Genomic DNA, 18,556 nt, shown 5'->3' on the forward strand with positions numbered 1-18,556 from the left:
AGTGATGACTAGAACAAGCAAAAATGTTTTAACAGTATCAGTCGTGTTTTAGATGGTTGTTAGATCAGTGATGACTAGAACTTACTGTTTTTAGATAACGCATCATAATCTGTTTTAGATGGTTGTTAGATCAGTGATGACTAGAACAAAATACGCAGCAAAGACGTGTTAATTTCAGTTTTAGATGGTTGTTAGATCAGTGATGACTAGAACTGAATTCAACGTCATTAATTGACATCCAGCGTTTTAGATGGTTGTTAGATCAGTGATGACTAGAACCATCCCCCTTCAACCCGTAAATTACGACATGTTTTAGATGGTTGTTAGATCAGTGATGACTAGAACTGCGTTTTGTCCAGTTGTGCCAAACACGTTGTTTTAGATGGTTGTTAGATCAGTGATGACTAGAACACGTTTTACCACGTCAACAAATGACAATTAGTTTTAGATGGTTGTTAGATCAGTGATGACTAGAACAAGTGTTATACTTTAGATAGTAAAAGATAAGTTTTAGATGGTTGTTAGATCAGTGATGACTAGAACAATTTTGTTAAGGTTATTCAAAAAGATACAGTTTTAGATGGTTGTTAGATCAGTGATGACTAGAACTTGATAATAAAGATTATGAAAAATTGACCTGTTTTAGATGGTTGTTAGATCAGTGATGACTAGAACTGTATCAAGTAAAACTAATTAACGATAACAGTTTTAGATGGTTGTTAGATCAGTGATGACTAGAACTGCAGCAGTTAATGCTGTTTTAATTCTGTTGTTTTAGATGGTTGTTAGATCAGTGATGACTAGAACTAGATGGAAGCGTGGTCAGCAGAGACTTTTGTTTTAGATGGTTGTTAGATCAGTGATGACTAGAACTAATGTGGTGGTTTCATTTTTATCTGCTCCGTTTTAGATGGTTGTTAGATCAGTGATGACTAGAACGTCTCTCTATCCCTTTTCGACTCTAATAATGTTTTAGATGGTTATTAGATCAGTGATGACTAGAACGGCGTAAGTCGCACAAGGACAATACTTTTGGTTTTAGATGGTTGTTAGATTAGTGATGACTAGAACTTTTACTAAAACAAGAATGATACAATACAGGTTTTAGATGGTTGCTAGATCAGTGACGACTAGAGTTAAAAATTCATCTATCAATAAAGTTGGCTTTAGCTTGCCTTTATTGAGCCAGAGCTGTAGGCTTTTTATGACAATTTTGGACGCACAATTTCAGGAAGTAGCGAGTTCACGCCCTCTTTACTGGCAGCAATTTCAGAGATTGTTTGCCCAGAGCTTTACGCGGCCTGCTTGCCTATGTGAATTAACTAATTTTACTCAATAAAAAAAGCACATCGTTTGTGATGTGCTTTTTTAGTGCATTTACATATAACTAGCTGTGAGCTGTTTTTACCCATGAATCATTCCCTTTTAATTGGCGAATTATGGCGCGATAGGGGATAAAGGCTAGCACCCAGCGATAAAAGGCAAAGCTAAAGATTATTCTAAAAATTATTAAGCGATTTTTAGGTGGCTCTAAATTCGATTCGTGCCATTGTTTTTCAATCATTAACGTATTGACCAGGTTTTCTGTGAATAATAATGTGAAAATAATTGCTAAACCAATTAATGGCCGATAGAAAGCGTAAAAAATCAAAACGGAAACCGAAATAATTGATGATGGCACAACTATGATGGATAGATATGGCACCATTAAGAAAAAAATGATGAAAGTTTTAACAATTGTCTGAAGATGTTTGGCTTTCATTATTGCTCCGCCATAAATCTTAAGGCATTGCAGGCCACCTTGGCACCAGCGAGTCCGCTGCCGGATAAGTTTTCTTAAGTTAGAAACACCTTCTTGCTTAACACTGACAGTATTTAAGAAAGTGCCATAATAGCCTTTCAGCAATCCCTTGAGTGAGAACTCACAGTCTTCAAGCAGGGAGGAAGACCAGCCAACATTTTTGGCCATTTTTAACGTAACGAACTGACCGTTGCCAGAAGCCAGAGCTGATCCCCAATTTGTTCGTGCCATTTGCAATAGTGCATTATAAATGGAAAATTCAAAATTTTGCATTATTGTCAGGTTATCAACAGTGTTATAAACGTCAACACGCGTTTGAACAAGGTCGTAAAAGGAATTTTGAAAGGTAGCAACGACCTCTCTTAAGTAATCAGAATCAAAGTGACTATCCGCATCAATAATGCCAATAAGTGTCTTGCCAAGGGAATAATTCATTTGAATAATTTGATTGACGGTATATTCTAAAGCTGGTCCTTTCCCAATCTGTGCGTTTGGTTTAACACGGTGAATAACGTGTAAATTAGCGTGATGTGACCATTTATCAAGTAATTCCGTTGTGCCATCACTAGAATCATCATCGATAAATACTAGCTCTAAATTGATAAAATTCTTACATTGATTGTGTAATTTAACCAGATATGGCAAATCTCGCTTTAGCGTTGCGAATTCATTCATAGCAGGAATTAACAATAGCAAGGTGGTAAAATTCCGCGAGCTACCATAATATTTTTCTTGCCTAATTTTTTTACTAAATGATAAATAGAGGCTGAAAATAAAGTCGAAAACAAAGGCACAGCCATTGACAATAAGCATAACCGTGATAAAAACATTCATTTCATCATCCCTAGAGTTTATTAATTACTGTTTACAAATCTATAAAAACTAATTAAATATATAATAACGCTATTACATATTTGATTACGAAATCACATCTATACAAATACTACACACTCTTATTATAAAATAAATTTAATATATTTGTAACGCTTATTTGGTAATAGTTTATTCACTGTTTAAGTAACTAAAAATCATCGAATAATAAAATAACTAATAGCAAAAATTCATTTATAATTTTTATTTATTTAAGTAGACTAAAAGGAAACAAAACATAGTATTTTATAAACTCTGAAATTGACTAAACAAATAAATTGATATAGTTAAAAAACATTTTTGGCAAAACAAAAAGCAAGCTAAATTTTGCTTGCTTTTTCATATACTATATATTTTTTTGCTTTGACAACTATTTACCAGCGAAGGAATTATCTTCAACTTGACGAATAAAGTCAGCTAAATGTTTGTAATAAACAGCAGGATTATCAACCATGTGGTGGTGGCCGCCGTCAGGCGTAGTAACCAAACGCGAATTAGGAATTTCCTTTTGCATAATTTTAGCAGTAGCAATCGGCATGGTTTCTTCTTCACCAAAGGTAATTAAAGTCGGCACCTTAATATTCTTTAATTGGTCTCTAAAATGCCAATCTTTCAACTTCCCGGTAATGACAAATTCATTATCCCCTTGGAAGGCATGGTAAACTTCGCTGCCACCGATATCATTTAGGTGGTAAAGCTTAGAAGGCTGCTTACGGTCGACAAAATTAATGTTGAGAATATTGACATCTTCTTGATAGCGTTTGTTGTCATAGTCATCGTTTTGTTCGCATTGATGCATAAAGTCGATTTCCGTTTGTGGTAAGACTTCTTGACGGCGCCGATTAACAGCCTTTACGTAGTCGTCAATGTCATCGACCATTGATGAGATGATTGCCCCTTTTAGGTGTTGGCCGTATTTAACGGCATATTCTTGAACTAACAGGCCACCCCAGCTTTGCCCAATTAAATAAAAGTTATCTAATCCGAGCTTTTCGCGCACTTCGTCTACTTCATCTAAAAAGTAGTCATAAGTTAAATATTTGCTTGCGATTTCTGGGTCAGAATAATCTGGCTGATCTGAATAAAGGGAGCCCAGTTGGTCGTACATTGTTACTTGTACATCCAAGCCCTGTTTTTTTAATTGCTCGGCTGTGTCTTCCCAGTATTCATGATTGCCACCAGGACCGCCATGTAGGCATAGTAAGTGAATATCACCATGTCCTTGAGTATTTGTCCACAAGTGATAACCATTGTCTAAAGTAATGATTTTGGAACCAGTTTTCATTTTGTTCTCCTTCTTAATATGATTAATTTCTATTTTAGCTCATGAGCATTGAAAGAAAAACCATGCAGATAAAATACGTGGTAAAAGTAATAGCAAGATTTTTATTAGGGTAAAAACGGGGATATTATTGCTATTCTTACGTTTTGGTGAAGCGCATACATGATATAATTGAAGAATAATTATGGAAAATAAGGAGAGATATTATGGCAGAACCAAACTGGCTAAAAAAGATGGCTGAAAAAGAATATTTAGCAGAAAATTTTACCGCCGCGGGTAAAAGTCGCTACACGGTGAGTGATGTTGCTCCTGATGATCCGGATTGGCTAGAACAAGCTGCGGCCAAGACGCACGCGGCAAGTGGTGATGATTACGTCAAGCTTGATAGTGGTTTATTGACGGTGAATCAAATTAACTGGATGCTGCGCAACACGATTGGAGAACTGACTTTTGTTGACGATAACAATCAGTTTTTGTGGTACAACCGTCCGGTAGATCCAGCTACAAAGATGAAGGCAAAAAGAACGCCTGATCAAGTAGGAAGTTCGATGGGACAAGTTCATCCAGATGTACGCGATGTCATTCCTGAAGCTAAAAAAGTTGTCCACGCATTGCGGACCAAACAGGATGGTCATGATGAAGTCTATATGCCTGTCCCGACTGGTAATTTGCATCAATTAGTTTTACATTACTACAAACGCGTAGAAGATGATGAGGGTAATTATGCTGGGATCTACGAGTGGGTACAAGATCTTTATCCGCTAGTCAAGTATTTCTGCGAAACGACTGGACAAAAATTGGTTAATGACCCAGATGCAGTTACAGGCGCTACTTATCGGCGCAATTCTTCTCCAGATGCTGCAACGGGAGCATCGACTAAGGCAGCTGCTGAAAAAGAAGAACAGCCTACAGTAAAAGAAAAGGTGCCAGATGATGCGACAACTTCGGCATCGCTAAAATAAATATTCACAAGTGGTGGTTAGACAGGTTCTAACCACTTTTTGATATACTGATATTAGGTAGACTTATAAACATAGTTTAGTGAGCTAACCATGATATTACATTAATGCATCGCTTTTAATACCCGGTGCGGAGTTTTTAACTAGAGGTGGTAGTGTTATGACTTTTTACACACTCAAGTACATTGAGCAGAATCAAAATACTAGTAAAACAATTTTGTATGTCTTAATCGCAATTGCGGCGTTAACGATGATTGCTTTTACGGTTCTTTACTTGCGGCACCGGTTCGATACTCGTTACCGTGACCTAGGAATTATTGCGTTGCTTTTCTTATTATTATTTGTTGGAACACAATATGAAAAGTATGTTCAAACCAATTTGGTAAAATCCCAGTCGGAACAGATTATTCCGTTCATTAAGTCGGTTGCTAAAGACCACGGTGTTTCTAATAGTGATGTTATGGTTAGTTCAACTAATTTACAAAATGGTCTAATTGTCAGACTTCATTCAAAAGATATTGATTACCAATTGGAACTGAATGATGATAATAATAGCTACACCTTAAAGAAAGCTCATGTTATTAATCATGAAGTTAATGTCAAGAATTAATAGGGGGAAATTGACATGGATTATACGCAACTTTTTATTAAATTTGTTTTAGGTGTGTTAACATTAATTTTCCAGATTAATGTTTTTGGTAAAAGCAATATTGCCCCAACCACGGCATTAGACCAATTGCAGAACTATGTTCTTGGTGGCATTATCGGTGGGGTTATTTATAATTCCAGCATCACGGTGCTGCAGTTTCTCCTAGTGTTAATTGTCTGGACTTTAGTGGTCTTTATTCTTAAATTTGCCCGTGAACACAGCAACATTATTCGCGTGTTGATTGATGGCAAACCAATTCAAATTATTAAGGATGGAAAAGTTCTGGTTAAGAACTGCTTATCTGCCGGGATTTCTGCTAACGAGTTGATGTTTAAGCTACGGAGCCAAGGTGTTTATTCGGTTAATGAAGTCAAAAACTGTATTTTTGAGAAGAATGGTCAACTAACTGTGATTCAAGAAGATGAGAAAAATCTTCGTTTTCCACTAATTAATGATGGTCAAATTAACCAAGAAGTGCTTGAATTTATTGATAAGGATGAAGACTGGTTAAAAAAGGAAGCAAAAGATGCAGGCTATGACAATATTGGCGATATTTTCTTAGCTGATATTGAAAATGGCAAGCTTTCATTTACTAGCTATGATCAAAAATAACAATTAGAAAGTAATAGGAATAGATGGAAAATTTGAGTAAGGCGAAGCATCTGGTTGCTGATGCCGATGTGATGATTATCGTTGCGGGTAATGGAATGGCAAAACTGGAGGGACTTGACCTACTGGGGCAAGCAAGTTTTGCACAGGACTTTCCCACAATTGCAGAAAAGTATCATGTGAATTCCGTGGGAGAAGCGTTAGACCAGCAATCTGCTTCTTGGTCTGACAAATGGCTTTGTTGGAGTCAACTGATTGCGCACTATTCGCTTGAATATCAGCCAAGCCAAACAATGAAAAATTTACGCAAATTAATTGGCCAGAAAAAGTTTTTTATTGCAACATCCAGCTTTGGTCATTTCTTTGAAAGTGCTGGCTTTAATGAAAACCGGATTTTTAATGTTTTTGGCGATTGGACAAAAATGCAATGTTCAAGTGGCATTAATCACGGACTTAAAGATAGTCGTGGTGCTGTCCAAAAAATTATAGCTGCTAAACAGCAAAAGCAGGATTTAGCGGCTTTTGTGCCTAGATGTAAAAAATGCGGTCAGCCAATGGAAATTCACATGCCGTTAAATGAGCATTTCTACCCGGATACAGATGCTAATACTCGTTTTCGGTGGTTTTTAACTGGTAATGAAGAGGAAAAAACGGTTTTCCTTGAATTGGGGGTAGACGAAACTAGCCCGCAACTGCTTCAGCCAATTATTCACCTTGTCCAGCAATATCCGCAGTGGTCTTATGTTGCTGCTGATTATCGTCAAGAGCAATTACCGCTTGATATCCAAGCCAGAAGTGCTGGCATAAACGCCGATTCAGCTATTCTATTACATAACTTGCTTTAAAAAGGGGGCTTGTGATGAGTATTTATATCAAAAACGGTGTTTTGCATGTTACTGGTGCGCAAGAAAAACTCCGTGCCAAGGGCCAAGAAAATCCGGCTTTTATTGCTGACTATACGCTGCTTGATATTGAGACGACGGGGCTTAACCCTTACCGTGATCATGTAACTGAGCTTGGTGCCATTAAGGTGCGTAATAATGAAATTGTTGATCAGTTCAGCAAACTGGTAGTTTATCCGCGCTCGAATAAGGTTCCGGCTGTTATTACTAAATTAAACGGCATAACTGAGGAGCTGCTGTTAACAAAGGGTATCCCAGTTAAAGAAGCAATGACGGAGTTTCGGCAATTTATCGGTGATGACATTATTATCGGCTACAACGTCAACTTTGACTTGAATTTTTTATATGACTTAACGGAAAAGTTTAAGCTGCCTCAACTAAATAATGATTATGTTGATGTGCTGCGTTTAGCCCGAGCTTACTATCCGTTCCAGCATAACCGCTTGCTTGACTGTATGCAGCGCGCAGGCATTGCAGAAACCGAACAACATCACGGCCTAGATGATTCAATCGATACCAAAAAAGTTTACGATGATTTTCGTGCTAATTTCACAGATGAATTACTGGCTAAGGCTCAGGGTAAGATTAAAAACATAGATTTACTTGCCGCCGAACTGGAAGCCTGGGAACTTGGCTACCGCAATCCGGTCAACAATAAAAAGGTTGCGTTCGTTGACGGAATCAATATGGATAATGCGGAAGCTGCTTTGATGGTCAATAATATGAATGGTCAGGCTCAGACAATCGTTACGCCTGATACTAATTTTTTAATTATTGATGACGATAGCTTTTTTGATAAAAACAATGAGGCAATTCAGCAAGCACGAGAATATAATAAATCTGGCAGTAAAATTAAACGTCTTTCTGAGAGCTATTTTTTGAACATGCTTGATGAGTGGGCTAGAAATTAACATCTTAAGGCAAAGTAAAAAGCTTTGCTTTTTTCTTACAGCTATTGCAAACAAAAGTTCGATTAGCTATACTTAGTTATTATCAAATAAGGAGCGGATGTAATGGCACGCAGGCGGAGAAGACAAAGCAGAAAGGTAATTAATGGTGACTTTTGGGCGATAGTCATTATTATTTTGTTCTTGCTATGGTTTGTTTCGACTAAAGGCGGTACGGATCCAAGCGGTCGACAGACAATTAATCAAATAACGCGCAATGAGCCAGCAAAGAAAAATAAGATTGAGCAGGCTAAGCCAGCAGCTAAAGTCTACGGTGGTTTGTCACAGCAAGATTATGCTAAACTGGCACAGCTCAATTTTAAGAGTGGTTCTTCAGCTTATATTACGGTTAATAATGACAAGTCAACTTTGATTAAAAACGCATGGCGCGTCAACCGCGTTATTTATTCGAACCTAGATAATCTTAACCGAACATCTCATTCCAATACTGCTTTTTTAGAAAAACGCAACGTTGCCAACGGTAGTTTGCGGGTTCAGCAATTTGTGCAGCCAACTGCTTGGCATTATAATCGCCGCAATGGAACGCAAATATACAACCGCGGCCACTTGATTGCCTATTCAGTTTCTGCGGGGATAGACCAGGAAGGTAATTTTAATCCGCGTAACCTTTCAGGAGATCAAAATAATCCCAAAAATTTATTTACGCAGTCCGCTTTTTCCAATCAGCGCATTCAGACGATCTTCGAAAGTCGAGTTCGGACCGCATTGCGGGAAAATAAGCGGGTAATTTACCAGGCGACTCCGATTTTTCGCGGAGAAGAATTGATGGCGCGGGGAATTAACCTGCAAGCCGTATCGACTGATGGCAGTTTAGATTTCAATGTTTATTTATTTAATGTTCAGCCCGGTTTTTCTTTTGACTATAATAATGGACGAGCAAAAATAGACCATGAGATGCTGGTAAAAGAACAATATTAAAGCGTTGCATTTGTGTGCAACGCTTTTTAGTAATGTGAAATAACAGAACAATTTAATTACTGCTACTTATTACCCCTTAAAATTTAGGTAAAGGTAGGTGAGAACAAAAACTTAAGGGGACGCGACTTAGAACATGGAATGAATTTTCCCCGAATATAATTCTTTTAATTAAAACGATAAAATATACCCTGCTAAAGGCTATTGCAATGCAATAGCCTTTAGTCTAATTTTTTAGTTTTCGTTAAACCGATCGGCGAACTCCTTTATTTCGGTTTGTAAACCGCGATACACATCAAGAGCTTCCATTGCTTTCAAAGTATTTAAGCATTTGACAGCTTCTTCTTTATTTTTTTGACAAATGGCTAGACGACCTTTAGCTAAAAATAATTTATCATATCGACAAGTTGCTCTAGCTAGTTTACATGCTTTTTGCAAGTCAGGAATTGCTTCAGAGAATTTCCTTTTATGAACGAGAATTGCAGCTTTATTGAGTGCAAAACTTTCGTTCAATGATTTAAGAAAAGGGTATTTGGTTTCTATCGTATCAATTGCGCGGTTTGAAATGCCAATCATTGTTTCTTCATCAAAAACAAAGAAAATCATATTTAAGACATATAAATCTAGGATATTCCAGTTTTCGATTTTAGAAATTCGGTGTTTCCATACAGGTATAATTATTTTTCGCGCTTCAATAATATTTCCTGTTTTAAAAGCCTCAAGAATTGAGGTAATCATTTGAATATCATCATCATTACTAATTAGTTGGCATCGTTTTAGCAAGGAATCAATCTTTTGATTTTGAGAATTATAAGCAATATTTAGAGTATCGTAAATTATTTGTTCTTTAGGGCTTAAATTATAATTATTTCGAATATAATCAAACTCTTCTTGGGTAATTCCCAGTCGCTTAATCAATAATGAAGCATTCTGATAAGATGGCTCTTCAAGTGAGTTTTCTATCTTGGATAAAGTTGTCCGATTTAATAAGTTATTGGAAAGTTCAGCTTGAGTGATTCCACGTGACTTTCTGATTTTCTGGATTGTCTCACCAAAGGTTTTCATTATTTGCCCCCTTTTTATTAGTACTAATGTGAAATAAGCCAACATTTTAATTCGCTGGGATAAATTAGGTACTATTATTTATTTGGTTAAAGGGTATAGTAACATCACTTTGTGAAATAACAGTGAATATATCCTTTATATGTCTAATGTTTAATAGAAAGAGGGCAAAAAAATGTCAATTTCAAACTTTTTTATTTTTTTAGTAGGCTTTAGTGCAATGCACTAATCATTAACAAATCTGAAACAGTACAGATATTAAATGTGTTTTCATTTATATTTAGTCAAGCGGCTTAATTTGTACTGTTATTGGTTGTTAATGAAGTAATAGAATAATTAGTGTGTACTTGTCTAACAGGTATATTCTTACTAACACATCCTTAAAGTGTAATTTAAGGATGTGTTTTTGTATGCGAGAAATAAAAATGCAAATAAAATATACAAGAATATATAAAATAACGAAATCAAGATTTTTGCATGATTAAACTAAAAAGATAAAAATAATAATGAATGTTCGGATTAAATCCTAAGAGGCAAATAAACTCGCAAGAGCAAGTCTTGTGGTTTGATGACGCCTTTTTTGTAGTTTGCAAAATAAGAACATTAATTCTGATTTCTAACAGATAATTAGTAATTCAAGCTTAAAATACGAATAATTAAGAAAAAAAGTGATCTTTTAAGCTTAAACTCCGAATTTTTATTAAGTAAATTAAGTTGTATTCAAGCGATTTTTATCTTAAAATTAGAGGGACAAAAAATTATTTAATACAAGATATAGTGGTGCGAACTTATGGATAACAACAAATTCGTTGAAGTGAAAAATCTCAGAAAGGTTTACGATAATGGGCATGAAGCTATTAAGAATGTCAGCTTTTCTGTCAAAAAGGGGGATCTTGTTTGTCTTCTAGGCCCTTCTGGCTGTGGTAAGACGACAATTTTGAATATGCTGGCAGGTCTGCTCAACCCAACTTCAGGTGAAATTCTCTTTGATGGTAAGTCAGTGGTGAATGTCGAACCTAAAGATCGACATATTGGCTACGTTTTTCAAAACTATGCATTGTATCCTCATATGACTGTCTTGCAAAACGTAATGTTTCCATTAATTGTAGGGAAAAATAAAAAGTCTAAGGCGGAAGCCGAGAAAGTCGCACAAAAATATATGGAACTGACGCAAATTACGGAATTGGCTGATCAAAAGCCAGGCAACTTATCGGGTGGTCAACAGCAACGGGTTGCGATTGCCAGAGCGTTAGTTCAAGAACCCAAAATTTTATTAATGGATGAGCCTTTAAGTAACCTTGATGCAAGATTACGCTTGAAAATTCGAGAAGAGATTCGCGCTCTAGTTAAATCAGTGGGAATTACAACATTGTTTGTTACTCACGATCAAGAAGAAGCGTTATCAATTGGTGATAAAATCATTTTATTTAATGACGGCATTATCCAACAAGATGATTTAGGCCAAAACTTTTACTTGGAGCCAAATAATTACTTCGTAGCTAACTTTGTTGGCAATCCGGTGATTGATAACTTTAAAGTAACTAAAACTGAAAATGAATTAAAAGCTAACGACTTTACTATTCAATTAGCTGATTTAAAACAAGCACGATTTAAACGGGAACTACCTGATGGGGAATACACCTTATCGGTTCGACCAGAAAATGTTGTTCTTGCACCAGATGGTTTCTTGCATGCAACAGTTGATGATATAGAACTAATTGGACGCGAACGAGTATTGAAATTTACTTATGACAACGTTCAAGCACGGTCATTGATTGACTTGGAAGTACCGATCAAGCATGGTGATCAGGTTAATCTCACGATGAAATTGGACCGGGTATTTCTATTTACACCTGATGGAGAGCGGGTTTACTAATGAAAACTAATCAGAAAAAAGCGTGGCTTTTTTTAGCGCCAACAATCATTTTTGTCACTTTATTTAGTATTTATCCTATCCTGCGGGCTTTTGGCATGAGTTTTCAAAGCGGGTCACTCATTGATTTGACTTGGACGGGATTTAACAACTATAAGTATATTTTTAATGATCCAGAATTCTGGTTGGCAATTAAGAATACTTTGTTATATGCAATAATTTCCGTTCCGGTGGGGTTAGCAATTTCGATTATGCTTGCCTGGATTATTTTTGACAAAGTTAAGCATAAGTCGTTGTTTGAAACAACCTTCTTTATGCCATATGTTACTTCAACTATCGCGATTGGGATTGTCTTCCGTTACATTTTTAACGGTGATTATGGCATGTTGAATTTCTTATTAAGAAGTCTCCATTTGCCAGCACCTGATTGGATTGATGACCCGGCAATGTCACTGACCACGATTATCATTTTTGGTATCTGGTCATCGCTGGCTTTCAATATTGTAATCTTGATGGGTGCACTTAGAAATATTGACCCTAATTTTTATACGATTGCAGATATGTATGGGGCTAGTGGTAAGGATAAGTTCTGGAAGATTACAATGCCGGAATTAGTGCCAACGATTGCCTTTTTACTAACGATGAATATTATTGGGGCATTTAAAATCTACACGTCAGTGTATGCGCTGTTTAACGGGCAAGCTGGAGTCGGTAATTCCGGTACGACGGCAGTCTTTTATATTTACAATAAGTTCCAAACCGTTGGTACTCCAGGAGTGGCCATGGCCGCAACAGTGATCTTATTCCTGATTATTTTATTTGCTACTTTCTTGCAACGCAAAATGATGAAGAAGATAGGAGAAAATTAAATGAAACGAATTCGCTTAGGAGTCATATTCAGTTACATTATTTTGTTCATCTTTGCCTTCATTACGGTTTTTCCATTTATCTACATGATTTTGGGCGGACTAATGAATTTTCAGGAAACAACCTCAATTCCGCCAACGCTCATTCCGCATCATTTCGAATGGGGTAACTATGCGAAAGTCTTCGCTCGGGCGCCATTTGCCAGATACTTTTTCAATACGGTCTTAACCGCCTCAATTACTACGCTGGTCAGCTTATTTAATTCGCTGCTTGGAGCGTTTGCGATGGTTAACTTACGCTTTAAGGGTAAGGGCGTTGTTCAGATGGTAATGCTCTCCTTATTGATGGTTCCCGGTGAAGCAATTATCTTTACCAATTACAATACGATTGCACATATGGGTCTACTTAATACCTATATTGGTCTGGTTTTACCATTCTTAACGTCCATCTTTTATATGTATTATTTACAAAGCTACTTTGGTTCCATTTCGGAAACAATTTATAAAGCTGCCATGATTGATGGTGCAAGTGATTGGGACTACATTTGGAAAATTTTGGTGCCAATGTCTAAAAGTGGTCTTTTCACTGTAGGACTTTTGAGCTTTATCTCAGGCTGGAATTCCTTCTTGTGGCCACTACTTGTGACTAACGAAGATACAATGCGCCTTCTTAACAATGGTCTTTCAGCTTTTGCCTCTGATGCTGGTAGTGAAACCCAATTGCAATTAGCAGCGGCAACTTTAACGGTTGTTCCAATCCTAATTTTGTACTTTATCTTTAGAAAGCAAATTATTAAGGGGGTAGTTCGTAATGACCTCAAAGGCTAAGACCACAATTACCTTTTATAACGGTCTGACAACAATTGGCGGACCAATGATTGAAGTGGCTTACCGCCGCTCCCATGTGTTGTTTGACCTCGGCGAAGTCTATCGTCCAGAACTTGCTTTACCCGATGAAAAATATGAAACATTGGTCAAGCATCAACTGATTGGGGATGTTCCCAATTTTTACGATCCTGCAATTACGGGTAAACCAATTGATCATGAGCGCTGGGAACATGCGGCAGCATACATGTCACATTTACATCTTGACCATAGTAAGGCAATGAATTTTTTGGCGCCAGAAATTCCACTTTATGCTGGGCCAATTACGGCACAGATGATGCCGGCACTAAATGAACATGGTGATTTTCTTTTGCCAGCTTCTGGCCATTCTTCAAGCTATGTAAGACCAATCATTGCTGCTAAATATCAACAGCCAATCCAAGTCGGTGACATTACGCTGGAAATATGGCCTAGTGATCACGATGCGTATGGGGCAACAGGATTGATTATTAGCACACCGGATAAGCGAATAGCTTACACAGGAGATATTAGGTTGCACGGGTATCATCCTGATTGGGTACACGCCTACTTAGCTGCTGCCAAAAACTGTGATGCACTGATTATTGAAGGTACGGGCGTTTCTTGGCCGGAAGAAAAAAGTGCTGCAAGTAGCGAAGAATTTACTGGTCCAAAAAATGAGCGGGAATTGACTGCTGAAATTGTTCAATTGCAACAGGATAACCCACATAAGCAGATTACTTTTAATACTTACCCAACTAATGTTGAACGGCTCTTACGCATTATCGCCGATTCGCCGCGCCAGGTTGTTTTATATGCGCAGCGGGCACATTTGCTTAAGGAAAGTATTGAGCAGGATTACCCCTACTACTACTTGCCAGGGGATAAAATATTCACAGATTTGAAACCGGAATTAGCAGTTTCGTATGATGAACTGTTAAATGATGATCATGAATACCTCTGGCAAGCAGTTGGGAATTATGCCAATTTGCAAAAAGGCGGAATCTATATTCACTCTAACGCTGAACCGTTAGGTGATTTTGATCCGGCATATAAGCCTTTCTTGCAAGATTTAGCCCATAATGAAATTGAGTTCAAAGACTTGCGTTGTTCCGGTCATGCAGACGAAATGGAACTCAAAGAAATTATTAAAGAGGTTCAACCAGCAAAATTGATTCCGGTGCACACATTGCATCCGGAGCTGGAAGAGAACCCATTCGGAGAACGGATTTTACCGAAGCGTAATGAAACAATCACGCTTTAGTTAATCAAAAAATTGTTGTTTAGTTTTTATTTTTGGGAGGTTTACCAAATGAAGTTTAGTAAGAAGCTTGCTGCAGCTTTTGCTGTTGGTTTGACACTGGTAGGTACTGCTGCTTGTTCGAATGGTGGAAATAGTTCTTCATCATCATCGTCTAGTAGTTCAGCTAAGATTACCAAGGTGAAAAAGAATACCAATATTGTATTCTGGCATGGCATGACAGGTGTTCAGCAAGAAACCTTAAAGGAATTGACCAAGGAATTCGAAAAGGATAATCCAAAGATTAAGGTCAAATTGGAAAATCAAGGTGCATACCCTGACTTGCAGGCAAAGATTAATTCAACTTTGCAGTCACCAAGCAACTTGCCAACCATCACGCAGGCATATCCTGACTGGCTTTACACAGCAGCCAAGAACAAAATGCTTGTTAACTTAACACCATACATCAACAGTAAAGAAGTAGGTTGGGGTAGTAGTGATGCTTCTAACATTAAGACTGCTCTTTTAGATGGTGCCAAGATTGAAGGTACACAATATGGTATTCCATTTAACAAGTCGATTGAAACTTTGACTTATAATGCTGATATATTCAAGAAGTATGGTATTAAGAAGGCTCCTACAACAATGGCTGAATTGAAGGAGGATGCTGAAACAATCTACAAGAAGAGTAATCACAAAGTTGTTGGTGCTGGCTTTGATTCATTATCAAACTACTACACTTTGGGAATGAAAAACGAAGGTGTCGACTTCTCAAGCAAGATTGACTTTGCTGGTGCTACTTCGAAGAAAGTAATTAATTACTATGCTGACGGTATTAAGGCCGGTTACTTTAGAGTAGCTGGTTCAGAACACTATCTTTCAGGACCATTTGCTAACCAAAAGGTGGCAATGTTTATTGGTACTTCAGCTGGTGAAGGTTTCGTTAAGCAAGGCGTTGGCAACAAGTTTACTTATGATGTTGCTCCTCGTCCTGGCAAATACACGATGTCACAAGGTACAGATATTTACATGTTTAACCATGCTTCTGCAGACCAAAAAGCAGCTGCATTTACTTACATTAAGTTTTTAGTTTCAAAATCTAGTCAACTTAAGTGGGCTAACGCAACTGGCTACATTCCAGTTAACAATGCTGCCGCTGATTCAGCTGAATACAAGGATAATAAGAAGATTAAGCTTCCAGCTAAGTTAGAAGATGCCATGAAGAACCTTTACAGTGTTCCAGTTGTTAAGGATGCTGGTGCTGCATATGGTCAACTTAATCCAATTATGCAAAATATTTTAGCTGCTGCCCAGAAGAAGCAAAATGTGAATAGTGCAATTAATTCAGGCAAAGCAAAATTTGATGCTGCTTGGAAACAATAAAAACTAAATAGCAAGATTACTTAAAAAGGATTTGTCGTAGATGACAAATCCTTTTTTGTTTACCACTGGGTTTTTGAAATATTAATTGCTTGAGCAATATATTGGTTGATTTTATTAATATTGTTCTTTTTGTCAGAATTGACTAAAGATAGTATCCCATAAGACAGTCGTTGTTCAGTATTTAAAGGAATATATCTTAAATCTGTATCATCTTTATTGTACAGAATGCTTGGAACGATACCAATCCCCATTTTGGCCCGAACATAGGCAATTAAAATTGAGGAGTCAATCTCCTCATGAAAGTTAATATCAGTGTCGCTACTCTGCATGCTAAACTTCAGACTTTCAATAGCAGGAAAATTATCGTGTCCATTCCATAAATAGACTCGTCGATTGGCAAGATCATGAAAATTAATGCTGCTTTTAACAAAAAGACTATCTCCTTGATAAACAACGACTGAAAATCCTTTTTTGAGTATTTCCTGGTATCGTGTCTCTTCTTTTTCGTGAATAATATCCTTTTGCATTAGCATTAAATCAATGGTTCCATCGCTGATTAATTTATTAATGTTTTGTTCCTGCCCCGGATCAACAAAAAATGGTACTAGTTCGAGATTGGTCTGGGTATTAATCAATCTAAGCGCTACTGGTAACCACTTCTTTTCAAAGGGTAAATCTGTATAACCCATCTTGATTTTTGGTCTGGTAATATTTCTACTTTGGCGCAAGTTCTGAATTGTGTCATCAATTTCTGCGGCAGATAAAACCATTTGATTATAAAAAATTTTCCCTTTTTCGGTTAGGATTATTTGATGATATTTACGGTCAAATAGTTTAACCTGAATTTCTTTTTCCAAATTCTTAATATTCTTGGAAACTGTGGATTGAGAAAGATACATATTGTGGGCAGATTGGGTGAAGTTAAGTGTTTTGGCAAGAGATAAGAAACACTTAATTTGGGTAGAATTCATTGATCATTATTCCTATTCGTCATAGTGCTATTCGGTATTTAGTTCATCATAACGCTATCATTAGTTTATTATCAAGCTGTACTCAATGAAGTTTAAAAGATGAGGTGATCTAATGAGTAAGCAAAAAAGGAATATTAGACCGTGGATAGTCATGTGTTGCATTGGGCTAATTTCTGCTGCCTGTTTAGGTTCCAGTATGGTTTTGATGGGTTCGTTTTTGGCTCCTTTGAGTCAAACGCTTCATACTAAAGTATCTACGCTATCTTACTACTATACAGTTTTAGTTTTAACGATGGCGGTTATGACACCTAATGTTCCTAAAATTTTGGCTAAAGTGAATAATAAAATCTTATATACAATTGCTAGTTTAGCCGTTGCCGTCAGTCTAGCCCTGATGCCGCATTTTACTAGCATCTGGTTCTTTTTTATTATTGCTGTGATTATTGGCGTCGCAATCTCCTTTATGTCATTTACTCCTGTCGGAATATTGCTTGATAATTGGTTTGCGGAAAAAGCAGGTTTTGCAATCGGCTTATGCTGGGCAATCACATCTGTTTTTCAAGGAATTATGAGTCCTATTTTGTCTATTTTAATTGCCAAAATGGGATGGCAAGCAAGTTTAACCTTACTTGCACTGATTGTTGCTATCTTAAGCATTCCCTGTGCATTGTTTGGGATTAACTTTACCCCAGCACAAGAAGGGCGTAAGCCATATGGTGATAATGAAACAGCCAAAAAGCCTTCTGCAGAAAAAGTGTCAACTGTTTCTAATCATGAATTATTTAAATCAGCGACTTTCTGGATTTTGCTGGTTATTGTGATTTTGTTACAATTTCCGGCCGTATTAAATCAAATGTTTCCAACTTATGCTGTTTCAGCTGGCTTTAGTGGTGCTGTCGGTGGCCTGATGGTCACGTCGGCAATGATCTTTGATATCTTTTTAAATCCACTGGTTGGCTCGACCTGTGATAAATATGGGGCTGAAAAAGCAAGTATTGTCTGGCTAGCGATCTCAGTCATTTCATACGGGTTGTTGATTATGGCTACTAAGACGCACTCCGCCAATTTGGCAATTATTAGTGCAGGAATTAATGATATTTTTTACGTTTATTTGGGAACAGGAATCACTACGATTGCGACAGCAGCTTTAGGTAAAAGAGCTTTTGCTAAAGGTTTTTCCTACATTAACTCAATTGCTTTTTTAATTGGTGCGTTTGCAATGCCAGTTAATAACCTGATTGCCGAAAAGTTTGGTGGTTTCATAGCCGTTTATCTTTTCTTTGCGGTAATTGCTCTAATCATCATGTTGTTAATTGTAGTAATTTCAAGAAATCATTTTGATCAAGGAAGTAATTAAGAGGTA

16 protein-coding genes and 1 CRISPR repeat array (1 of these 17 cut by a window edge) are annotated in these 18,556 nt (G+C 37.0%); of the genes, 12 read left to right on the forward strand and 4 right to left on the reverse strand.

All coding sequences use genetic code 11. The annotated features are described in order from the left end of the window. Window positions 1–1,137: a CRISPR direct-repeat array (repeat unit 36 nt; unit sequence GTTTTAGATGGTTGTTAGATCAGTGATGACTAGAAC) (it extends 1,077 nt beyond the left edge of the window). 250 nt (window positions 1,138–1,387) lie between these two features. Then, window positions 1,388–2,635 carry a glycosyltransferase family 2 protein gene (locus GYM71_RS01785; RefSeq protein ID WP_220220702.1) on the reverse strand — a complete coding sequence of 416 codons (1,248 nt, stop codon included), beginning with the start codon at window positions 2,633–2,635 and terminating at the stop codon, window positions 1,388–1,390. 406 nt (window positions 2,636–3,041) lie between these two features. Then, complete coding sequence (locus GYM71_RS01790; protein ID WP_220220703.1) at window positions 3,042–3,956, reverse strand: proline-specific peptidase family protein; 915 nt, start codon at window positions 3,954–3,956, stop codon at window positions 3,042–3,044. Between the two features lie 203 nt (window positions 3,957–4,159). Here GYM71_RS01790 and GYM71_RS01795 point away from each other — a divergent pair, with 203 nt between their 5' ends. From GYM71_RS01795 to GYM71_RS01820, 6 genes are all read left to right on the forward strand, one after another. Continuing rightward, a complete protein-coding gene (locus GYM71_RS01795; protein ID WP_220220704.1) occupies window positions 4,160–4,915 on the forward strand; it encodes a PAS domain-containing protein in 756 nt (251 codons plus the stop codon). A gap of 157 nt (window positions 4,916–5,072) precedes the next feature. Continuing rightward, window positions 5,073–5,522: a DUF3290 domain-containing protein gene (locus GYM71_RS01800; RefSeq protein WP_220220705.1), complete on the forward strand. Its 450-nt coding sequence runs from the start codon at window positions 5,073–5,075 to the stop codon at window positions 5,520–5,522. A 15-nt stretch (window positions 5,523–5,537) separates the two neighbouring features. After that, window positions 5,538–6,173: a DUF421 domain-containing protein gene (locus GYM71_RS01805; RefSeq protein WP_174683356.1), complete on the forward strand. Its 636-nt coding sequence runs from the start codon at window positions 5,538–5,540 to the stop codon at window positions 6,171–6,173. A gap of 23 nt (window positions 6,174–6,196) precedes the next feature. Next, the gene (locus GYM71_RS01810) at window positions 6,197–7,015 is read left to right on the forward strand and encodes a Sir2 family NAD-dependent protein deacetylase (protein WP_220220706.1); all 819 of its coding nucleotides are present in this window, start codon (window positions 6,197–6,199) and stop codon (window positions 7,013–7,015) included. 14 nt (window positions 7,016–7,029) lie between these two features. After that, window positions 7,030–7,983: an exonuclease domain-containing protein gene (locus GYM71_RS01815; protein ID WP_220220707.1), complete on the forward strand. Its 954-nt coding sequence runs from the start codon at window positions 7,030–7,032 to the stop codon at window positions 7,981–7,983. Window positions 7,984–8,085: 102 nt separating this feature from the next. Further along, window positions 8,086–8,958 carry a DNA/RNA non-specific endonuclease gene (locus tag GYM71_RS01820; RefSeq protein WP_103753150.1) on the forward strand — a complete coding sequence of 291 codons (873 nt, stop codon included), beginning with the start codon at window positions 8,086–8,088 and terminating at the stop codon, window positions 8,956–8,958. Between the two features lie 231 nt (window positions 8,959–9,189). Here GYM71_RS01820 and GYM71_RS01825 read toward each other — a convergent pair whose 3' ends face one another. After that, window positions 9,190–10,020 carry a helix-turn-helix domain-containing protein gene (locus GYM71_RS01825; protein WP_220220708.1) on the reverse strand — a complete coding sequence of 277 codons (831 nt, stop codon included), beginning with the start codon at window positions 10,018–10,020 and terminating at the stop codon, window positions 9,190–9,192. 787 nt (window positions 10,021–10,807) lie between these two features. On the opposite strand from GYM71_RS01825, the gene GYM71_RS01830 reads away from it, so the two are divergent. From GYM71_RS01830 to GYM71_RS01850, 5 genes are read left to right on the forward strand one after another with little or no spacing between them, the layout of a single operon-like run. Then, the gene (locus tag GYM71_RS01830; RefSeq protein WP_220220709.1) at window positions 10,808–11,893 is read left to right on the forward strand and encodes an ABC transporter ATP-binding protein; all 1,086 of its coding nucleotides are present in this window, start codon (window positions 10,808–10,810) and stop codon (window positions 11,891–11,893) included. Further along, window positions 11,893–12,759, forward strand: a complete 867-nt coding sequence (locus tag GYM71_RS01835) for a carbohydrate ABC transporter permease (RefSeq protein WP_103753147.1) — start codon at window positions 11,893–11,895, stop codon at window positions 12,757–12,759. Before GYM71_RS01830 ends, GYM71_RS01835 begins: the two co-directional genes overlap by 1 nt. Next, window positions 12,760–13,584, forward strand: a complete 825-nt coding sequence (locus GYM71_RS01840; RefSeq protein ID WP_103753146.1) for a carbohydrate ABC transporter permease — start codon at window positions 12,760–12,762, stop codon at window positions 13,582–13,584. It begins immediately after the preceding gene. Next, a complete protein-coding gene (locus GYM71_RS01845; RefSeq protein ID WP_220220710.1) occupies window positions 13,568–14,863 on the forward strand; it encodes an MBL fold metallo-hydrolase in 1,296 nt (431 codons plus the stop codon). Before GYM71_RS01840 ends, GYM71_RS01845 begins: the two co-directional genes overlap by 17 nt. Before the next feature lie 48 nt (window positions 14,864–14,911). After that, entirely contained in the window at window positions 14,912–16,222 is a 1,311-nt protein-coding gene (locus GYM71_RS01850) for an extracellular solute-binding protein (protein WP_103753144.1), read from the forward strand. A gap of 59 nt (window positions 16,223–16,281) precedes the next feature. Here the strand turns inward: GYM71_RS01850 and GYM71_RS01855 are convergent, their stop codons facing one another. After that, window positions 16,282–17,193, reverse strand: coding sequence for a LysR family transcriptional regulator (locus GYM71_RS01855; RefSeq protein WP_220220711.1), 912 nt, complete (start codon window positions 17,191–17,193; stop codon window positions 16,282–16,284). 112 nt (window positions 17,194–17,305) lie between these two features. Between GYM71_RS01855 and GYM71_RS01860 the strand changes: the two genes are divergently transcribed. Beyond that, window positions 17,306–18,550 carry an MFS transporter gene (locus GYM71_RS01860; RefSeq protein WP_103753142.1) on the forward strand — a complete coding sequence of 415 codons (1,245 nt, stop codon included), beginning with the start codon at window positions 17,306–17,308 and terminating at the stop codon, window positions 18,548–18,550. Window positions 18,551–18,556 lie beyond the last annotated feature (6 nt).

Source organism: Lactobacillus panisapium (genome assembly GCF_019469265.1).
GTDB lineage: Bacteria > Bacillota > Bacilli > Lactobacillales > Lactobacillaceae > Lactobacillus > Lactobacillus panisapium.

Bases quoted from the DNA above. Each gene is read 5' to 3' on its own strand.
- GYM71_RS01805 (WP_174683356.1), top strand. From the start codon at position 5,538: ATGGATTATACGCAACTTTTTATTAAATTTGTTTTAGGTGTGTTAACA.
- GYM71_RS01840 (WP_103753146.1), top strand. From the start codon at position 12,760: ATGAAACGAATTCGCTTAGGAGTCATATTCAGTTACATTATTTTGTTC.
- GYM71_RS01790 (WP_220220703.1), bottom strand. From the start codon at position 3,956: ATGAAAACTGGTTCCAAAATCATTACTTTAGACAATGGTTATCACTTG.
- GYM71_RS01825 (WP_220220708.1), bottom strand. From the start codon at position 10,020: ATGAAAACCTTTGGTGAGACAATCCAGAAAATCAGAAAGTCACGTGGA.
- GYM71_RS01855 (WP_220220711.1), bottom strand. From the start codon at position 17,193: ATGAATTCTACCCAAATTAAGTGTTTCTTATCTCTTGCCAAAACACTT.
- GYM71_RS01785 (WP_220220702.1), bottom strand. From the start codon at position 2,635: ATGAATGTTTTTATCACGGTTATGCTTATTGTCAATGGCTGTGCCTTT.
- GYM71_RS01860 (WP_103753142.1), top strand. From the start codon at position 17,306: ATGAGTAAGCAAAAAAGGAATATTAGACCGTGGATAGTCATGTGTTGC.
- GYM71_RS01800 (WP_220220705.1), top strand. From the start codon at position 5,073: ATGACTTTTTACACACTCAAGTACATTGAGCAGAATCAAAATACTAGT.
- GYM71_RS01795 (WP_220220704.1), top strand. From the start codon at position 4,160: ATGGCAGAACCAAACTGGCTAAAAAAGATGGCTGAAAAAGAATATTTA.
- GYM71_RS01815 (WP_220220707.1), top strand. From the start codon at position 7,030: ATGAGTATTTATATCAAAAACGGTGTTTTGCATGTTACTGGTGCGCAA.
- GYM71_RS01845 (WP_220220710.1), top strand. From the start codon at position 13,568: ATGACCTCAAAGGCTAAGACCACAATTACCTTTTATAACGGTCTGACA.
- GYM71_RS01835 (WP_103753147.1), top strand. From the start codon at position 11,893: ATGAAAACTAATCAGAAAAAAGCGTGGCTTTTTTTAGCGCCAACAATC.
- GYM71_RS01850 (WP_103753144.1), top strand. From the start codon at position 14,912: ATGAAGTTTAGTAAGAAGCTTGCTGCAGCTTTTGCTGTTGGTTTGACA.
- GYM71_RS01820 (WP_103753150.1), top strand. From the start codon at position 8,086: ATGGCACGCAGGCGGAGAAGACAAAGCAGAAAGGTAATTAATGGTGAC.
- GYM71_RS01810 (WP_220220706.1), top strand. From the start codon at position 6,197: ATGGAAAATTTGAGTAAGGCGAAGCATCTGGTTGCTGATGCCGATGTG.
- GYM71_RS01830 (WP_220220709.1), top strand. From the start codon at position 10,808: ATGGATAACAACAAATTCGTTGAAGTGAAAAATCTCAGAAAGGTTTAC.